Source organism: Kitasatospora sp. NPDC058046 (assembly GCF_042885595.1).
Classification (GTDB): Bacteria; Actinomycetota; Actinomycetes; order Streptomycetales; family Streptomycetaceae; genus Kitasatospora.
Genome location: NZ_JBHVRS010000030.1, coordinates 5936 through 22316 on the forward strand (window position 1 = coordinate 5936; position 16381 = coordinate 22316).

At 71.7% G+C, this 16381-nt stretch carries 13 protein-coding genes; 5 read left to right on the forward strand and 8 right to left on the reverse strand.

Annotated features, from left to right (window positions below; translation table 11 throughout):
• Positions 1-108: 108 nt before the first annotated feature.
• Positions 109-3681, reverse strand: a complete 3573-nt coding sequence (locus ACFVU7_RS39270) for a CDP-glycerol glycerophosphotransferase family protein (protein WP_388050893.1) — start codon at positions 3679-3681, stop codon at positions 109-111.
• Between the two features lie 134 nt (positions 3682-3815).
• On the opposite strand from ACFVU7_RS39270, the gene ACFVU7_RS39275 reads away from it, so the two are divergent.
• Both ACFVU7_RS39275 and ACFVU7_RS39280 read left to right on the forward strand, forming a co-directional pair.
• Complete coding sequence (locus ACFVU7_RS39275) at positions 3816-4814, forward strand: glycosyltransferase family 2 protein (RefSeq protein ID WP_117488177.1); 999 nt, start codon at positions 3816-3818, stop codon at positions 4812-4814.
• Positions 4815-4861: 47 nt separating this feature from the next.
• Positions 4862-5881, forward strand: a complete 1020-nt coding sequence (locus ACFVU7_RS39280; protein WP_074003921.1) for a YihY/virulence factor BrkB family protein — start codon at positions 4862-4864, stop codon at positions 5879-5881.
• Between the two features lie 27 nt (positions 5882-5908).
• Here the strand turns inward: ACFVU7_RS39280 and ACFVU7_RS39285 are convergent, their stop codons facing one another.
• Entirely contained in the window at positions 5909-7096 is a 1188-nt protein-coding gene (locus tag ACFVU7_RS39285) for a D-alanyl-D-alanine carboxypeptidase family protein (RefSeq protein WP_241853002.1), read from the reverse strand.
• Positions 7097-7232: 136 nt separating this feature from the next.
• On the opposite strand from ACFVU7_RS39285, the gene ACFVU7_RS39290 reads away from it, so the two are divergent.
• Positions 7233-7490, forward strand: coding sequence for an SCO4848 family membrane protein (locus ACFVU7_RS39290; protein ID WP_049649180.1), 258 nt, complete (start codon positions 7233-7235; stop codon positions 7488-7490).
• Positions 7491-7580: 90 nt separating this feature from the next.
• The gene (locus ACFVU7_RS39295) at positions 7581-9191 is read left to right on the forward strand and encodes a hypothetical protein (RefSeq protein ID WP_143204608.1); all 1611 of its coding nucleotides are present in this window, start codon (positions 7581-7583) and stop codon (positions 9189-9191) included.
• A gap of 75 nt (positions 9192-9266) precedes the next feature.
• Here the strand turns inward: ACFVU7_RS39295 and ACFVU7_RS39300 are convergent, their stop codons facing one another.
• From ACFVU7_RS39300 to ACFVU7_RS39325, 6 genes are all read right to left on the reverse strand, one after another.
• The gene (locus ACFVU7_RS39300; RefSeq protein WP_049649181.1) at positions 9267-10040 is read right to left on the reverse strand and encodes a succinate dehydrogenase iron-sulfur subunit; all 774 of its coding nucleotides are present in this window, start codon (positions 10038-10040) and stop codon (positions 9267-9269) included.
• A complete protein-coding gene (sdhA, locus tag ACFVU7_RS39305) occupies positions 10040-11782 on the reverse strand; it encodes a succinate dehydrogenase flavoprotein subunit (protein ID WP_049649182.1) in 1743 nt (580 codons plus the stop codon). The genes ACFVU7_RS39300 and sdhA overlap by 1 nt, the downstream gene beginning before the upstream one ends.
• A gap of 51 nt (positions 11783-11833) precedes the next feature.
• Entirely contained in the window at positions 11834-12325 is a 492-nt protein-coding gene (gene sdhD / locus ACFVU7_RS39310) for a succinate dehydrogenase, hydrophobic membrane anchor protein (protein ID WP_049649183.1), read from the reverse strand.
• Between the two features lie 8 nt (positions 12326-12333).
• A complete protein-coding gene (gene sdhC / locus ACFVU7_RS39315) occupies positions 12334-12714 on the reverse strand; it encodes a succinate dehydrogenase, cytochrome b556 subunit (RefSeq protein ID WP_074003919.1) in 381 nt (126 codons plus the stop codon).
• Positions 12715-13041: 327 nt separating this feature from the next.
• The gene (locus ACFVU7_RS39320; RefSeq protein ID WP_369808249.1) at positions 13042-13479 is read right to left on the reverse strand and encodes a 2-oxo-4-hydroxy-4-carboxy-5-ureidoimidazoline decarboxylase; all 438 of its coding nucleotides are present in this window, start codon (positions 13477-13479) and stop codon (positions 13042-13044) included.
• A gap of 328 nt (positions 13480-13807) precedes the next feature.
• A complete protein-coding gene (locus ACFVU7_RS39325) occupies positions 13808-14563 on the reverse strand; it encodes an SDR family oxidoreductase (protein ID WP_387830571.1) in 756 nt (251 codons plus the stop codon).
• Between the two features lie 135 nt (positions 14564-14698).
• Between ACFVU7_RS39325 and ACFVU7_RS39330 the strand changes: the two genes are divergently transcribed.
• Positions 14699-16288, forward strand: a complete 1590-nt coding sequence (locus ACFVU7_RS39330; RefSeq protein WP_388050898.1) for a methylmalonyl-CoA mutase — start codon at positions 14699-14701, stop codon at positions 16286-16288.
• Positions 16289-16381: the final 93 nt, after the last annotated feature.

Sequence of the window (16381 nt, forward strand, 5' to 3'; positions counted from 1 at the left end):
ACTCAATCTGTTTTGGTTTTGGGGGGGGGCCCGCGCGCGCGCGCCGCGCCGGGGCGGGCCCCCCCCCCCCCCCCGGCCCCCCCCCCCCCGCCGGATCGTGCGCGGGGGCTACTCCTTGCGGAGCATCGCGTCGACCACCCGGATGGAGGCCTTGCCGTCGTCCAGGTCGCAGTACGCCTCGCGGAACGCGGCGGCCCGGTCCGCGTACTCGGCCGCGACCTCGTCCACCCGGCCGAGCACGGAGAGGAGCTCCTCGGAGGTGGCCGGCATCGGGCCGGGCGCCTCGGCCTCGAAGTTCAGGCTGAAGCCGCGCAGGTTGTCGCGGTAGTGCTCCAGGTCGTAGGTGAAGAACACGATCGGCTTGCCGGTCGACGCGAAGTCGAACGCGCTCGCCGAGTAGTCGGTCACCAGGACGTCGGCGATCAGCAGCAGCTCCGCCATGTCGGGGTAGGTGCCGACGTCCCAGATGTAGCCGTTGCCGGCGCCCGGGATCTGGCCGCACATCAGGTGGTGCCGGCGCACCAGCAGCACCTGGTCGTCGCCGAGCGCGGCCTTGGCCGCCGCCAGGTCGATCCGCAGGTCGATCTGGTAGCCGTCCTGCGGCCGGCGCCGGTCCTCGCGCCAGGTCGGCGCGTAGAGCACGACCTTCTTGCCCTCGGGCAGGCCGAGCCGCTCCCGGACCTGCTCGGCGGTCTTCTCCCGGTCGGTCGCGAACAGCAGGTCGTTGCGGGGCGAACCGCTCTCCAGGATCTCGCCCTTGAAGTCGAAGGCGCGCCGCAGCACCGGGGCCGACCAGCGGTTGCCGGCCACCAGCAGGCTCCAGTTCGGGACTTCCCGGGCCAGGCTCTTGAGGTACTTGGAGTCGGTGAACCAGACCTTCTCGAAGTCGAAGCCGATCTGCTTCAGCGGAGTGCCGTGCCAGGTCTGGACGACCACCTGGTCGGGGCGGCGGACGAAGAAGTCGGGCAGGTGGGTGCTGGCCACGACGTACTTGGCGGTGGCCAGCGCCTCGTACCACTCCGGGCTGCGGTACCGGAGCGCGGTCGCGCTCTGCGGCAGCTCGGCCTGCATGTCGTCGTTGCCCCACAGGTGCTCCAGCGGCAGGCCGCGGCGGACCAGCTCCTCGTGCACGGCCCGGGGCGAACCGGAGTACGTGCCGTACTTGCCGGTGTGGTACAGCACCGTGTCGCGCACCGGCAGCCGGCGGGCGGCCGGGTAGTCCACGCTCTGCAGCTGGCGCTGGCGGTAGCGGGCCCCCTCCTCGGGCAGCAGCACCGAGTGCGACTCCAACGACAGGGCGTCGTGGTCGCGGCGCTCCAGCAGTATCCGCTTGCCGCGGGACTCCACCTCGACCGGCAGGACGTCGAAGCAGTCCGGGGTCACCAGCGCGGCGGCGTCCGGAAGTTCGGGCACCGGCACGCCGACCGGGCGGAAGACGACGTTCCAGGTGCCCCGGGAGAGCGGCACCCGGCCGGCGAAGGAGGCCGTCGGCACGGCGGGCAGCGCGGTGCGGAAGCGGCCGTCGGAGATCTCCACCGGGTAGGCGTGCTCCTCCTCGCGCCACTCGTGACGGACCACCAGCTCCCAGCGGTGCGCGCCGGGCAGCGGGAACGAGCCGCTCAGCAGGAAGCCGTCGGCGCCGCGCGAGGACACCTCGTCCACCAGCGGCTGGAGCACCTGGTCGGTGAACTGGAGGTGCCCGTGGGGGGAGGGCTTGGAGTAGAGCGCCCGGCGCTCGGCGACCGGGGCCTGCGGGTTCAGCGCCAGGTGCAGCCGCTCGGGCGCGTTGCGGTCGTCCCAGGCCAGCTGGACGGTGCTGCCGTCGGCCAGCAGCAGCGCGCCGTCCCAGTGGTCGCGGCTGCGTTCGGCGGCCACCGGGTCCAGCTCGGCCCAGGTTTCGCGGACGGCGGTCAGCTCGGCGATCGGGAAGGCCGCGGTGAACGGCTGGAGCGAGCCGACCGGAGCGCCCAGCTCCAGCGGGAAGGTCAGGTGGCGGTCCGACTCGGTGTGGGTGAGCCGCAGCCGCGCCCCGGCGAAGCTCGGGCCGGAGCGGGCCGCGCCCGAGACCTCCAGCCGGTCGCCGTGGGCGGCCAGGCCGGTCACCCGGGCCTTGACCGTCTCCACCCGGAGGTAGACGAAGTTGTCCCGGATCCACGGCACGATCCGCACGTCCGGCTCGACCCAGTGCGACGGGAGGTACAGCGCGCTGTCGCTCCACCCGGCCGAGATCCGGCCCTTGTAGACCCCGCCCTTGCCCGCGCCGGCCACCAGGAGGCGCCAGTTGCCGTCCTTCCACTGGCCGCGGTGCTTCAGCTTCTTCGGGTCTATGGCCACGGTGAAGCCGGACCAGTCGCAGCTGTACAGGTCGTGGTGGCAGCTCGCGGTGGCCTCGGGGCTGTACGTCGTCCGCATCGGCACCGCGATGACCCGGCGGCCCTTGGCCTCGCGCAGCACCAGGGTGCGGACCATGTCGTGCTTGCCGGCCGCGCCCAGCTGCTCCGGGTACGCGTGCCCGGTCAGCCGGAGCTTCCCGTCCTCCCAGGTGCTGCGGTACAGCCGGCTGCGGATCACCAGCGAGTTGTCCAGCTTGAGCACCCCGGCCGGCACGCTCTTGCGCCCGCCGCGCAGGAACGGGTAGTCGGCGTACGGGCGCAGCAGGCCGCGGGCCTGGACACCGCCGCCGCTCTCGCGCTCGTAGGTGATCTGCTCGACCAGCTCGTCCATCCGGCCGGACAGGGTCAGGTGGTACTTCAGCCGCAGCGGTGCGCGCAGCCGGGCGACGTGCTCGGCGCCGATCGACCGGAGCAGCCGGCCGACGTGCTGGAGGTAGGCGTCCCGGTACTCCTTGTCCCCTTCGACGAGGGACGAGAAGAACATCGGGATCTCCTCGACGAGGGTGTTCTCGTCGTAGGAGCGCAGGTACTCGGCGAAGCGCGGCTCGGTCTGCTTCGTCAGCCAGGCGCGGACCAGCTCGACCGAGGCGACCCGGTCGATCAGGCCCCTGGGGTTGGTGCGCATCTGCGTGATCGACATCTCGCCGACCTCGCGCTCGCGCCAGTGGTAGATCGGCTCGGAGAGCACGTCCACGCTCTTGGCCAGGTAGTGGTGCGGCACGCTGACCGGCGCGTCCTCGTAGAGGATGCCCTCGGGGTAGAGCAGGCCGGCCGCGTCGAAGAACGAGCGGCGGTACACCTTGTTCCACGCGGTGCGGTCGGTGACCAGCGCCGGGATCTCGGTGATGTGGGTCTTGAGCCTGGTCTCCTTGAACGGCTTCAGGTGGCCGCCGGACTGGTAGTAGCCCACGGCGCGGAAGCGCAGCACGTTGCCGGTGCAGAAGTCCGAGCCGGTCTCGTCCAGCGTGTTGATCATCAGCTCGTACGCGCTCGGCGGCATCGAGTCGTCGCTGTCCACGAAGCAGAGGAACTCGGAGTCCGGGTCGATGTGCCGGATGCCGGTGTTGCGGGCCGCGCCGAGGCCCTTGTTCACCTGCCGGACCAGCCGGAACCGGGAGTCCTGGGCCGCGTACGCCTCGGCGAGCGCCGCGCTGCCGTCCTTCGAACCGTCGTCGACCATGACGCACTCGAAGTCCGTGAAGGTCTGGGCGGCGATCGAGTCGAGGCATTCGACGAGGTAGCGCTCGACGTTGTAGATCGGGACGACGATGGAGAGGCGGGGAGCCATCGGCTACGCAGGCCTTTCTCTGGAGGAGCGTGGCAGCCCGTACGGGGTCTGACCGCACTTGGATCGGTGCGTACGTGCGCCCCCGATCCTACCTCCGGGGACCTCGCCCACCCGGGGACCACTACGCTGGGTCCGTGTCCCGTTTCAGCGTGATCGTCCCCGTGTACCAGGTCCAGGACTACCTCGCCGAGTGCCTCGATTCGGTGCTCGGCCAGGACGGCCCGGACGTCGAACTGATCGCGGTGGACGACCGCTCCCCGGACGGCTGCGGCGCGATCCTGGACGGGGCCGCCGCCGCCGACGCCCGGGTCCGGGTGCTGCACCTGCCGGAGAACGTCGGCCTCGGCCGGGCCCGCAACGCCGGCCTGGAGGTCGCCACCGGGGACTACGTGGTCTTCCTCGACAGCGACGACACGCTGACCCCCGGATTGCTGAAGAGCATCGACGAGCGGCTCACCGCCACGGGTGACCCGGACATCCTGGTTTACGACTACGCCCGCACCTACGCCGACGGCCGGATCACCCGGGCCGCCTCCGCGCACGTCTTCGGCGCCGCCTCTCCGGACGTCTTCGACCTCGACGCCCGCCCCGACCTGCTCGACCTGCTCCAGGTCGTCTGGAACAAGGCCTACCGCCGTGATTTCATCACCGAGCAGCGGCTGGTCTTCCCGGCCGGCTACTACGAGGACACCCCCTGGACGTACCCGGCGCTGCTCGCCGCCGCCCGGATCACCCTGCTCGACCAGGTCGGCGTGCACTACCGCCAGCGCCAGGAGGGCGGCAACATCCTGGCCACCGCCAGCCGCAAGCACTTCGACGTGTTCGCCCAGTACGACCTGGTCTTCGCCTTCCTCGACGGCCGCCCCGACCTGGACCGCTGGCGCCCGGTCGTCTACGGGCGGATGCTGCACCACCTCAACACCGTGGTCTCCAAGCCCGGCCGGGTCCCGCCCGGCGACCGCCGCGAGTACTTCCGCCGGGCCGCCGAGCACTGCGCCCGGCTGCGGCCGGCCGGCTACCGGCCGCCGGCCGGCGTGGACGGCGTGCGCACCGAGCTGCTCAGCCACGGCCGCTACGGCGCCTACCAGGCCGTCCGGGCCCTCGCCAAGGCCCGGCGACTCGTCAAGCGCTGAGCGCGAACTGACGCCCGTTCGGGGGACGGACCGGCTATAACCGGTAGGTGGACTTCCTGACCCGCCTGCCGGTCGTCGGCCCGCTCGTGGCCCGGGTGCTGCGCAGCCGCCCGTACCGGGTATACGAGTACTTCTCCGCCGCCCGGGGCAACCGGCTGGCCGGCGCCGTCACCTTCTTCGGCTTCCTCGCGCTCTTCCCGCTGCTCACGGTGGGCCTGGCGGTCGCCGCCGCGACGCTGAGCGACAGCCGGGTCCACGAGCTGCAGGAGCACATCTCCGACCAGCTGCCGGGGCTCTCGGACGCGCTCAACCTGCCCGCCCTGGTGGCCAACGCGGGCACCGTCGGACTGGTCGGCGGGGCGCTGCTGCTGGTCTCCGGCCTCGGCTGGGTGGACACCATGCGCACCTCGATCCGCGACCTGTGGCAGCTGCCCCAGGAGGAGGGCAACCCGGTCCTGCGCAAGGGGTGGGACGTGGCGGTGCTGGCCGGCCTCGGCCTGGTGTCGCTGTTCTCGCTGGCCACCTCCGCCGCCGGCACCACGCTCGCCGGCCGGATCGCCGACGCGATCGGCCTCAACAGCGGGTACCTGCTGACCGCGGTCGGCGTGCTGATCGCCATAGCGTGCGACATGCTGCTCTTCGCCTACCTGCTGGCGCCCTTCCCCGGGATCACCGACCAGCGCCGGCGGGACCTGGTGCAGGCCGCGCTGATCGGCTCGGTCGGCTTCGAACTGCTGAAGCTGCTGCTCGCCTCCTACCTGGGCTCGGTCGCCGGACGGAGCCTGTACGGGGCGTTCGCCACCCCGGTGGCGCTGCTGCTGTGGATCAACTTCGTCTCCCGGCTGCTGATGTACTGCGTGGCCTGGACGGCGACGGCCGACCCGGTGGCCGCCCGGGACCGGACCAGGGCGCACGGGCGGGCGCTGCTGGAGGCGGCCGACGAGGCGGAGGCGGCGGCGGAGGCGGACGCGGCGGAGCGGGCCGCCCGGGCCGAGCAGCGGAAGAAGGAGAAGGAGCAGGAGAACGGGGAGGGCGAGGGCGAGGGGAGGGCCCGGCCCCGGGACTGAGGCCGAGCCCTCCCACCCGTCGGCGGGTCAGCCGGCGGAGCGGCGCCGCAGCAGCACCAGCGAGCCGTACCCGGCCGCGGCCCCGGCCAGCACCACGGCCGACCAGCCGCCGAGGCCGAGCCCGCCGCGCGTGCCCATCGCCGCCGTCGGGGCGGTGGTGGCCGCGGGGTGCGGCGGCGGTGCGGGCGTGCCCTCGGCGCCGCCGGCCTGGCCGGTCGGCTCGGCGCCGGCGGGCGGGAGCTCGTCGACCAGCCTGCCGACCGGCTGGACCTTGCCGGCCGCGGCGAAGCCCCAGTCCAGCAGGGCGGCCGTCTCGTCGTACACCCGCTGGTAGCCGGCCGGGTGCATCACCGTCACCAGCAGGGTGCGGCCGTCGCGCTCGGCGGCGCCGACGAAGGTCGAGCCGGCGTTGGTGGTGGTGCCGTTCTTCACCCCGATCAGGCCGGGGTACTTGCCCAGCAGCCGGTCGGTGTTGGCGATCCCGAAACTGCCGCGCTGGCCGGTGTTCCGGTCGACGGCGCCCGGGAACATCGCGTCCCGGGTGGCGCAGTACGTCCGGAAGTCCGCGTTGCGCAGGCCGGCCCGGGCGAACAGCGACAGGTCGTAGGCCGAGGAGACCTGGCCGTCCATGTCGTAGCCGTCCGGGGAGATCACCCTGGTGTCCCGGGCCTGGAGCGCGTCGGCGCGCGCCTGCATCTCGGTGACGGTCTGCTGGACGCCGCCGTTCATGTGCGACAGGACGTGCACCGCGTCGTTGCCGGAGCTCAGGAACACCCCGCGCCACAGGTCCTCGACCCGGTAGTCCAGGTTCTCCTTGATGCCGACCAGGCTGCTGCCGGGGCCGATCCCCTGGATCTCCTCGTCGGCCACCCGGTGCACCGCGTTGCGGTCGAACTTGGGCAGCACGGTGTCCGCGAAGAGGATCTTCAGGGTGCTCGCCGGGGGCAGCCGCAGGTGCGGGTTGCTGGCCGCCAGCACGTCGCCCGACGCCGCGTCGGAGACTATCCAGGACTGGCCGGTGAGGTCGGAGGGCAGCGGCGGGGCACCCGCCATCGGGGCGACCTGGACCCCGGGGAGCCCGAGCCGCTCGCCGCCGACCGCGGCCGACGGGGGTGGCTGCTGCGGGGTCGCGCCCGCCGGGGCGGCGAGCAGGACCGGGAGGGCCGCGGTGACCGCGGCGCACAGGCGCGCGAACGTGAGTCGGGGTGTGGGCACCAGCTGACCGTACCCACTCGGGGCTCCCGCTGCCCTCCCCCCGGAGCCCGTCCTCCGCAGGAGGGGCCCGCCGTACGCCGATCGGCGGCCCGCGCATACTGGGGACGCACACCGCCTTCACAAGCCGAGGACCCCCATGAAGCTCAGCCGTCGCACCTCCTGGTTCCTGACCGCCTTCGGGGTCTGGTCGATCATCATCTGGACGACCTTCGTGAAGAACCTCTGGAAGGACTCCGGCGGCCAGGCCTTCACCAACGGCGACCACTCCCAGCCCACCGCCTTCTTCTGGGTCCACCTCCTCCTCGCCGTCACCTCCTTCGCCCTCGGCATCGCGGTCGGCGCCATCGGCCTGCGCGGCCTGCGCGCCACCCGCCGCACCCCGGCCACCGACTGAAAATCCCCGTTGCCTCGGTCGGACCCCACTGGCAAGATCCTCACGGCTCGCACAGAAGAGCTACAGGACGACACCAGGGGTGGGGATTCGATGAGGAACACGTACGTGCGCAGACTCGGCGGGGTGGCCGCGGCCGCCGTGGCCGCGGGTCTGCTGACCACGCCCACGGCGGCCGTGGCCGACACGGCGCCGGCCGTCCTCGGCACCAGCCAGGGTGGCGACTACCGCAGCGAGGCCTGCGACTCGACCACCGCTCCGGGCTGGGTCGGCTGGACCAACTACGGCCCGACGCTCACCGCGAACGTCGCCGGCACCGGCGCCCGGTTCGCCGTCAGGGACGAGACCACGGGCACCGACCCGGTGTTCACCGACGAGGCCCAGGCCTACGCCCAGCAGGCCAAGACCGTGGTCCGCGGTCTGGTGGACGGGCACAGCTACGCCTGGCACGCCTGGGCCCTCCAGGGTCAGCAGGCCTCCGCCCCGTCGGCGGACTGCCGCTTCACGCTGGACACCACCCCGCCGACCGCCACGGTCTCCTCGCCGGACTTCCCGGACGGCGGTCCAGCCACCAAGTACGCGGGCCAGAAGGCGACCTTCGTCATCAAGACCGCCGACCAGGCCCCGACCGGTGGCGCGGGCTCCGGCGTCGCCTGTGTCCGGTACGGCTTCGACTACCTCGGCGTGGGCGGCTGCGACTCGCGGAACGCGGTCAAGCCGGCCGCCGACGGGACGGTGACGCTCGACCTCAAGGTCCTGAGGTGGGGCACCAACACGCTCAACGTCCAGGTGCTGGACAACGTGAGCAACGTCGCCAACGCGTCCTTCACCTTCTACGCCCCCTCGAACCCCAACCCGCCGAAGACCTTCGGCGACGTCGACGGGGACGGTGTTGCGGACATCCTGCTGCCCGACGCGCAGGGCAATCTGCAGTACATCGGCGTGAACGCGTCCGACACCACTCCCAACGCGACGATCCGGGCGCTCGCCTCGCCCGATCACAACGGCTGGGCGTCGTACCAGGTCATCCACCGCGGCTGGTCGAACGACCACGCGCCGTCCTCGGACGACCTCTTCCTCTACCAGCCCGGGTCGGACTACCTCTACCTGTACCGGAACTCCGACTACGGATCGTTCTCCGGGAGCATGATCGGCGCCAGGCGTCCGAGCACCTGCGTAGACGGGGCGGGCGCGCAGACGGCGTGCCCGGCGGACTTCGCCGACGACTGGTCGAAGGCGGAGCAGATCGTCGCGTTCGGCCCGGCGGCCGGCGGCTTCGGTCCGTCGCTGGTGACGCTGGAGGACGGCAACCTCTGGCTGCACGCCGGAGGCGACTTCGCGTACGGCTGGGCGAAGGCCCGCAAGCTCACCACCACCGGCGACTGGGCCGGCTACGACCTGATCGCCCCCGGTCCGGACGCGGCCGGGAACCTCGCCCTCTGGGCGCGCGACCGGGCCACCGGCGAGCTGCACGCGTACCCGGTCCCGAAGCAGGCCGACGGCAGCTTCGACTACTCCGCCCTCGCCGACCCGAAGGCGGACGTCGTGGCCACCGGCTTCACCACCGCCGCCTACCCGACGCTCGGCAGCTCGGGCGACGGTGACGGGGACGGCAAGCCCGACCTGTGGGCCGTCACCCCCGACCGGCACCTGGTGACCTTCAGCGGCTGGTCCGCGCCGAAGGACCTCGGCGCCCTGCGCTGACCCGGCACGACGGAACGGCGAAGGCCCCCGCCCGATCCGAGGATCGGGCGGGGGCCTCCGGTGTGGCGGGTGGGATCAGAAGCGGCGGGTCACCAGGGCCCGCTTCACTTCCTGGATCGCCTTGGTGACCTCGATGCCGCGCGGGCAGGCCTCCGAGCAGTTGAAGGTGGTGCGGCAGCGCCACACGCCCTCACGGTCGTTGAGGATCTCCAGGCGCTGCTCGGCACCCTCGTCGCGCGAGTCGAAGATGAAGCGGTGCGCGTTGACGATGGCGGCCGGGCCGAAGTACTGGCCGTCGTTCCAGAACACCGGGCAGGACGACGTGCACGCGGCGCACAGGATGCACTTGGTGGTGTCGTCGAAGCGCTCGCGGTCCTCGGCGGACTGCAGGCGCTCGCGGGTCGGCTCGTTCCCCTTGGTGATGAGGAACGGCATGACGTCCTTGTACGCCTGGAAGAACGGGTCCATGTCCACGACCAGGTCCTTGAGGACCGTGAGGCCCTTGATGGCCTCGATCGTGATCGGCTTCTCCGGGTTGACGTCCTTGATCAGGGTCTTGCACGCCAGCCGGTTGCGGCCGTTGATCCGCATGGCGTCGGAGCCGCAGATGCCGTGGGCGCAGGAACGGCGGTAGGTGAGGGTGCCGTCCTGCTCCCACTTGATCTTGTTGAGCGCGTCGAGGATGCGCTCCTTCGGGTCCATCGTCAGCTGGTAGTCGACCCACACCGGGTCCGGGTGCTCCTCCGGGTTGAACCGGCGGATCCGGACGGTGACGGTGATCGGCTGGACGGCACCGGCTTCGACCGCGTCCAGAGCGGCCGAGTGCTTCTCCACGGTCGGAGTGCTCATCAGTACTTACGCTCCATCGGCTGGTAGCGGGTCGTGACGACCGGCTTGTAGTCGAGGCGGATGGAGGTGCTGCCGTCGGCGGCGACCTCCTGGTACGCCATGGTGTGCTGCATGAACTTCACGTCGTCACGGGTCGGGAAGTCCTCGCGGTAGTGGCCGCCGCGGGACTCCTCGCGGGCCAGCGCGGAGACGGCCAGCACCTCGGCCAGGTCGAGCAGGTTGCCCAGCTCGACGGCCTCCAGGAGGTCCGTGTTGTAGCGGAAGCCCTTGTCCTGGATGGAGACGTTCTTGTAGCGCTCCTTCAGCGCGGCGATGTCCTCGACCGCCTGCTTCAGGGTGGCGCCGGTGCGGTACACCATGGCGTTGGTGTCCATGGTCTCCTGCAGCTCCTTGCGGATCTGCCCCACGGACTCGGTGCCGGTGCCCTCGCGCAGGCCGTCGACCAGGGCCTGGACCTTCTCGGCCGGGTTCTCGGGCAGCTCGACGAAGCCGTTCGCGTTGGCGTAGTCGGCGGCGGCGATGCCCGCGCGGCGGCCGAACACGTTGATGTCCAGCAGCGAGTTGGTGCCCAGGCGGTTGGCGCCGTGCACGGACACGCAGGCGACCTCGCCGGCCGCGTACAGGCCCGGGACGATGTCGGTGTTGTTGCGCAGGACCTCACCCTCGACGTTGGTCGGGATGCCGCCCATGGCGTAGTGCGCGGTGGGCTGGATCGGGATCGGGTCCGTGTAGGGCTCGATGCCGAGGTAGGTGCGCGCGAACTCGGTGATGTCCGGCAGCTTGGCGTCCAGCTGCTCCGGCGGCAGGTGGGTCAGGTCCAGGTAGACGTGGTCGCCGTCCGGACCGCAGCCGCGGCCTTCGCGGATCTCGGTGTAGATCGCGCGGGAGCAGACGTCACGGGACGCGAGGTCCTTCATGACGGGGGCGTAGCGCTCCATGAAGCGCTCGCCGTCCTTGTTGCGCAGGATGCCGCCCTCGCCGCGGGCGCCCTCGGTGAGCAGGATGCCCATGCGCCAGATGCCCGTCGGGTGGAACTGGAAGAACTCCATGTCCTCCAGCGGCAGGCCGCGGCGGTAGACCAGGGCCTGGCCGTCACCGGTGAGGGTGTGGGCGTTGGAGGAGACCTTGAAGAACTTGCCGGTGCCGCCGGAGGCGAACACGACCGACTTGGCCTGGAAGACGTGGATCTCGCCGGTGGCCAGCTCGTACGCGACGACGCCGGCCGTCTTGCCCTCGTTGATCAGCAGGTCGAGGACGTAGTACTCGTTGAAGAACTCGACGCCGTGCTTGACGCAGTTCTGGAACAGCGTCTGGAGGATCATGTGGCCGGTGCGGTCGGCCGCGTAGCACGAGCGGCGGACCGGGGCCTCGCCGTGGTTGCGGGAGTGGCCGCCGAAGCGGCGCTGGTCGATCCGGCCCTGCTCGGTGCGGGAGAAGGGAAGACCCATCTTCTCCAGGTCGAGGACGGCGTCGATGGCCTCCTTGCACATGATCTCGGCGGCGTCCTGGTCGACCAGGTAGTCACCACCCTTGACCGTGTCGAAGGTGTGCCACTCCCAGTTGTCCTCCTCGACGTTGGCCAGGGCGGCGCACATGCCGCCCTGGGCCGCGCCGGTGTGGGACCGGGTCGGGTAGAGCTTGGTCAGGACGGCGGTGCGGCTGCGCTGCGTCGACTCGATGGCCGCGCGCATGCCGGCGCCGCCGGCGCCGACGATGACGGTGTCGTACTGGTGAATCTGCATGGGGGGTTAACTCGCCTCTGGCCTCTGCCGATGGTCGATGGTGCTCGCGGCTCAGATGTTGGGGTCGAAGGTGAAGATCACCAGGGTGCCGAGCAGCACGGTGAAGACCGTGGCGGTACCCATGAGCCCCTTGAGCCAGAGCCGGGTCGAGTCCTTCTCGGCATAGTCGTTGATGACCTGACGCATGCCGTTGGCGCCGTGCAGCATGGCGAGCCAGAGCATCAGGAGGTCCCAGCCCTGCCAGAACGGCGAGGCCCAGCGGCCGGCCACGAAGGCGAAGCCGATCTTGGAGACGCCGCCGTCGAGCACCAGCATGATCAGCAGGTGGCCGAGGATCAGCACGACCAGAACGACACCGGACAGGCGCATGAAGAGCCAGGCCAGCATCTCGAAGTTGGTGCGGGTGCGACGCGGGGTCTTCGTGGTCCGCTTGCGCGGAGGCTCGATGACGAACGCGTCGGCCGGGTTGCCGGTGCCCAGTCCCTTGCCGGTGTGCGCCTGCTTCGAGGGGACGACGATGGCGTCGGAGTATTCCGTGGACATGTCTCGGCTCACTTCCCGAACCAGGAGATCAGCGTGTGCTGGAGGATCCCGTAGAAGGAACCGGCCATCAGGACGACCCAGACGCCGACGACGCTCCAGAGCATCTGCTTCTGGTACTTCGGGCCCTTCGACCAGAAGTCCACTGCGACGACGCGCAGGCCGTTCAGGGCGTGGAACAGGATGGCGGCCACCAGGCCGTACTCCATCAGGTTCACGAGCGGAGTCTTGTACGTCTGGATGACGGTGTCGTAGGACTCCGGCGACACTCGCACGAGGGCGGTGTCGAGGACGTGGGCGAACAGGAAGAAGAAGATGAGGACGCCGGTGACTCGATGAGCCACCCAGCTCCACATGCCTTCCCGGCCGCGGTACAGCGTTCCAGCCGGCACGGAAAAACCCTCCGGAAGCGATTGGGGGCTCGGCCGGCTTCGGTGTCGGTCAGCCCGGCCGGGTACGGTCCACCGGCCGCCAGCATCCTATCGACGCCTTGTCGTGAACCGCCTCCGGGGGCCCCAGGTGTGATCAATCAGGCACTTCTGGCCTAGTGGGGCGGGAACCAAACCCGGAGTCGTCACGATGGGTGACGGCATGCTCGCGCCCCGCGTCGGTGGGCGCGGGGCGCGGCGGTCGGATCCGGCGGCGGGGTCGGTTCACTCGTCCGGGCGGTTTCGTGATCGTTGTCACCCGGCAGGGTGAAGAGGGGGCGTGATGCGGGCTCAGCGCGCCGCGGTCTCCGGGTGGGTGGCGACCAGGTGCTCCAGTCGGGTGAGGGCGATCCGGCGGAGTTCGTCGGACGCGATCAGCCGCTCCTCGTCCGGGTCGTTGGCGAGGCGGGTGCGGATCGAGGAGAGCACGGTGTCGAGCATCTCCTCCGGGGCGACCCCTTCCAGGCAGACCACGAAGACGTGGCCGAACCGGGCCTCGTACGCGGCGTGCGCCGCCCGCAGCGCGGTGTGGGCGGCCTGGCTGCCGGGAGCCCGCATGCCGAGCAGCGGCTGCGGCATCCAGCTCTCGTCCGCCAGGGCCTCGGTGAGGTCGGCCGGTCGGAGGTCGTAGGAGGCCTCGCTGGCGGCGGCCAGCAGGGACTCGATGTCGGGGTAGGGCCGGTGCGCGGTCAGGCGCAGGGCCCAGCGGTGGCTGCCGCAGCAGGCCAGGAGGGCCTCCTCGGCGGCGCCGGCGTCGGCTTCGTTGAAGCGGTGCAGCCCGAGGAGGGTCGGCTCTGTTCTGACGTCGAGCCGCTGTGACGGGATGTCGCTGGCCAGCGGGTCCTCCTCGTGAGGGCGGGAAGGTGCCGGTGGAACGGGGTGGTGCGCAGGTGGGATGGGGGCTGCCGAGGGGCGCGCGAGCGCCGGTCGTTCAGCGCCTCAAAGGTAGTTGAGCGGTCATCAGTTGGGGAGGGCGCGCGCCGAATTCATCCGGACGAGCTATCAAGTTGTGACGTTGACACCTGCACGTCAGCGCCCTCCCCGCCCGTTCCCGGGCTCAGTCGCGGTGGACCTTGTGGTTGGCGGCCTGCGCCCTCGGCCGGACCACCAGCAGGTCGATGTTCACGTGCGAGGGCCGGGTGACCGCCCACGCCACGGTGTCCGCGATGTCCTCCGAGGTGAGCGGTTCGGCCACGCCCGCGTACACCGCGGCGGCCTTCTCCTCGTCGCCGCGGAAGCGGGTGACCGCGAAGCCCTCGGACTTCACCATGCCGGGGGCGATCTCGATCACCCGGATCGGCTCCCCGCACAGCTCCAGCCGCAGCGTGGCGGCGATGGTGTGCGCGGCGTGCTTGGCGGCGACGTACCCGCCGCCGCCCTCGTACGCGGCCAGCGCGGCGGTCGAGGAGAGCACCAGGACCGTGCCGTCGCCGGTCGCCCGCAGGGCCGGCAGCAGGGCCTGGGTCACCTGCAGCACGCCGAGCACGTTCACCTCGTACATGGCCCGCCAGTCGGCCGGGTCGCCGTGCTCGACGGTCTCGGCGCCGATCGCGCCGCCGGCGTTGTTCACCAGGACGTCCACCCGGCCGACGGCGGCCGCGAAGGCGTCCACCGCGGCCCGGTCGGTGACGTCCAGGGTGACGGCCCGGGCGGAGCCGCCCCGGTCGGCGATCTCCTTGGCCAGCGCCTCGACGCGCTCGGTGCGGCGGGCGGTCAGCACCACGTCGAAGCCCTCGGCGGCCAGCCGGCGGGCGGTCGCCGCGCCGATTCCGCTGCTGGCACCGGTGACCACGGCCACCTTCTGCTCGGTCATTGCCACTCCCTGGGGCTCATCGGTCGTTCACCCGATCATCTCAACCGCGCCGGCGCTCCGGCGGGCCGGTCGCCTCCCGCACGGCGGGGAGCCCGATAGTGCGAGGACCCCGTTCCCCCAGCCCCGGAGGGCCCCATGGCAGCCGAGCCGCGCCGCGCCGAGTCCGGCTTCGAGATCGAGCCGGTGTACGGCCCCGGGTCGCCGGCCGGCTGGGACGCCGACGCCCGGCTGGGCCGGCCGGGGGAGTACCCCTTCACCCGGGGCGTCTACCCGACGATGTACACCGGCCGCCCGTGGACGATGCGCCAGTACGCGGGCTTCGGCACCGCCGCCGAGTCCAACGCCCGCTACCGGCAGCTGATCGCGGGCGGCGGCACCGGCCTCTCGGTCGCCTTCGACCTGCCCACCCAGATGGGCTACGACTCGGACGCGCCGCTCGCCGCCGGGGAGGTCGGCCGGGTGGGCGTCGCCGTGGACAGCGTCGAGGACATGGCGGTGCTGTTCGACGGCATCCCGCTCGGCGGGGTGTCCACCTCGATGACCGTCAACGCGCCCGCCGCGCTGCTCCTGCTCCTCTACCAACTGGTCGGCGAGGCCCAGGGGGTGGCGCCGTCGGCGCTCACCGGGACGGTCCAGAACGACGTGTTGAAGGAGTACATCGCCCGCGGCACCTACATCTTCCCGCCGGAGCCCTCGCTGCGGCTGGCCGCCGACGTGTTCCGCTACTGCCGGGCCGAGGTCCCGCGCTGGAACACCATCTCGATCTCCGGCTACCACATGGCCGAGGCCGGGGCCGATCCCGCGCAGGAGGTCGCCTTCACCCTGGCCAACGGCATCGCCTACGTCCGCACCGCGCTCGCCGCCGGGATGGCCGTGGACGACTTCGCCCCCCGGCTCTCGTTCTTCTTCGTGGCCCGCACGACCCTGTTGGAGGAAGTGGCCAAGTTCCGCGCCGCACGCAGGATTTGGGCCAGAATCATGCGGGAAGGATTCGGCGCCCGGGACCCGCGCTCGCAGATGCTGCGCTTCCACACCCAGACCGCGGGGGTGCAGCTCACCGCCCAGCAGCCCGAGGTCAACCTGGCCAGGGTCACCGTCCAGGCGCTCGCCGCGGTGCTCGGCGGCACCCAGTCGCTGCACACCAACGGCTTCGACGAGGCGATCGCGCTGCCCACCGAGAAGGCCGCCCGGCTCGCCCTGCGCACCCAGCAGGTGCTCGCGTACGAGACCGACGTGACGGCCACCGTCGACCCGTTCGCCGGCTCCTACGCCGTCGAGTCGCTCACCGACGGGGTGGAGGCCGCCGCGCGGGCGCTGATGGACCGGATCGAGGAGCAGGGCGGCGCGGTGGCCGCGATCGAACGCGGCTACCAGAAGGGCGAGATCGAGCGCACCGCCTACCGGCTCCAGCAGGAGACCGACTCCGGGGAGCGGACCGTGGTCGGGGTCAACCGCTTCCGGTCGGACACGGAGGAGCCTTACCAGCCGCTGCGGGTGGACCCGGCGATCGAGGAGCGGCAGGCGCGGCGACTGGCCCGGCTGCGGGCCGAGCGCTCGGCCGGCGCCGTCACCCGGGCGCTGGACGGGCTGCGCCGCACCGCCGAGGGGACGGGGAACGTGCTGTACCCGATGAAGGAGGCGCTGGCCGCCCGGGCCACCGTCGGCGAGGTGTGCGACGCGCTGCGCGGGGTGTGGGGGACCTACGCCCCGGTGGAGCGCTTCTGACCACCAGCTGAACTGCCGTCAACCCGCCGGTGCCGTCAGGGGGGTTGGCGGCCGTGACCGCCGGCCCGGGGGATCGTTGCACAGGGCACGCAA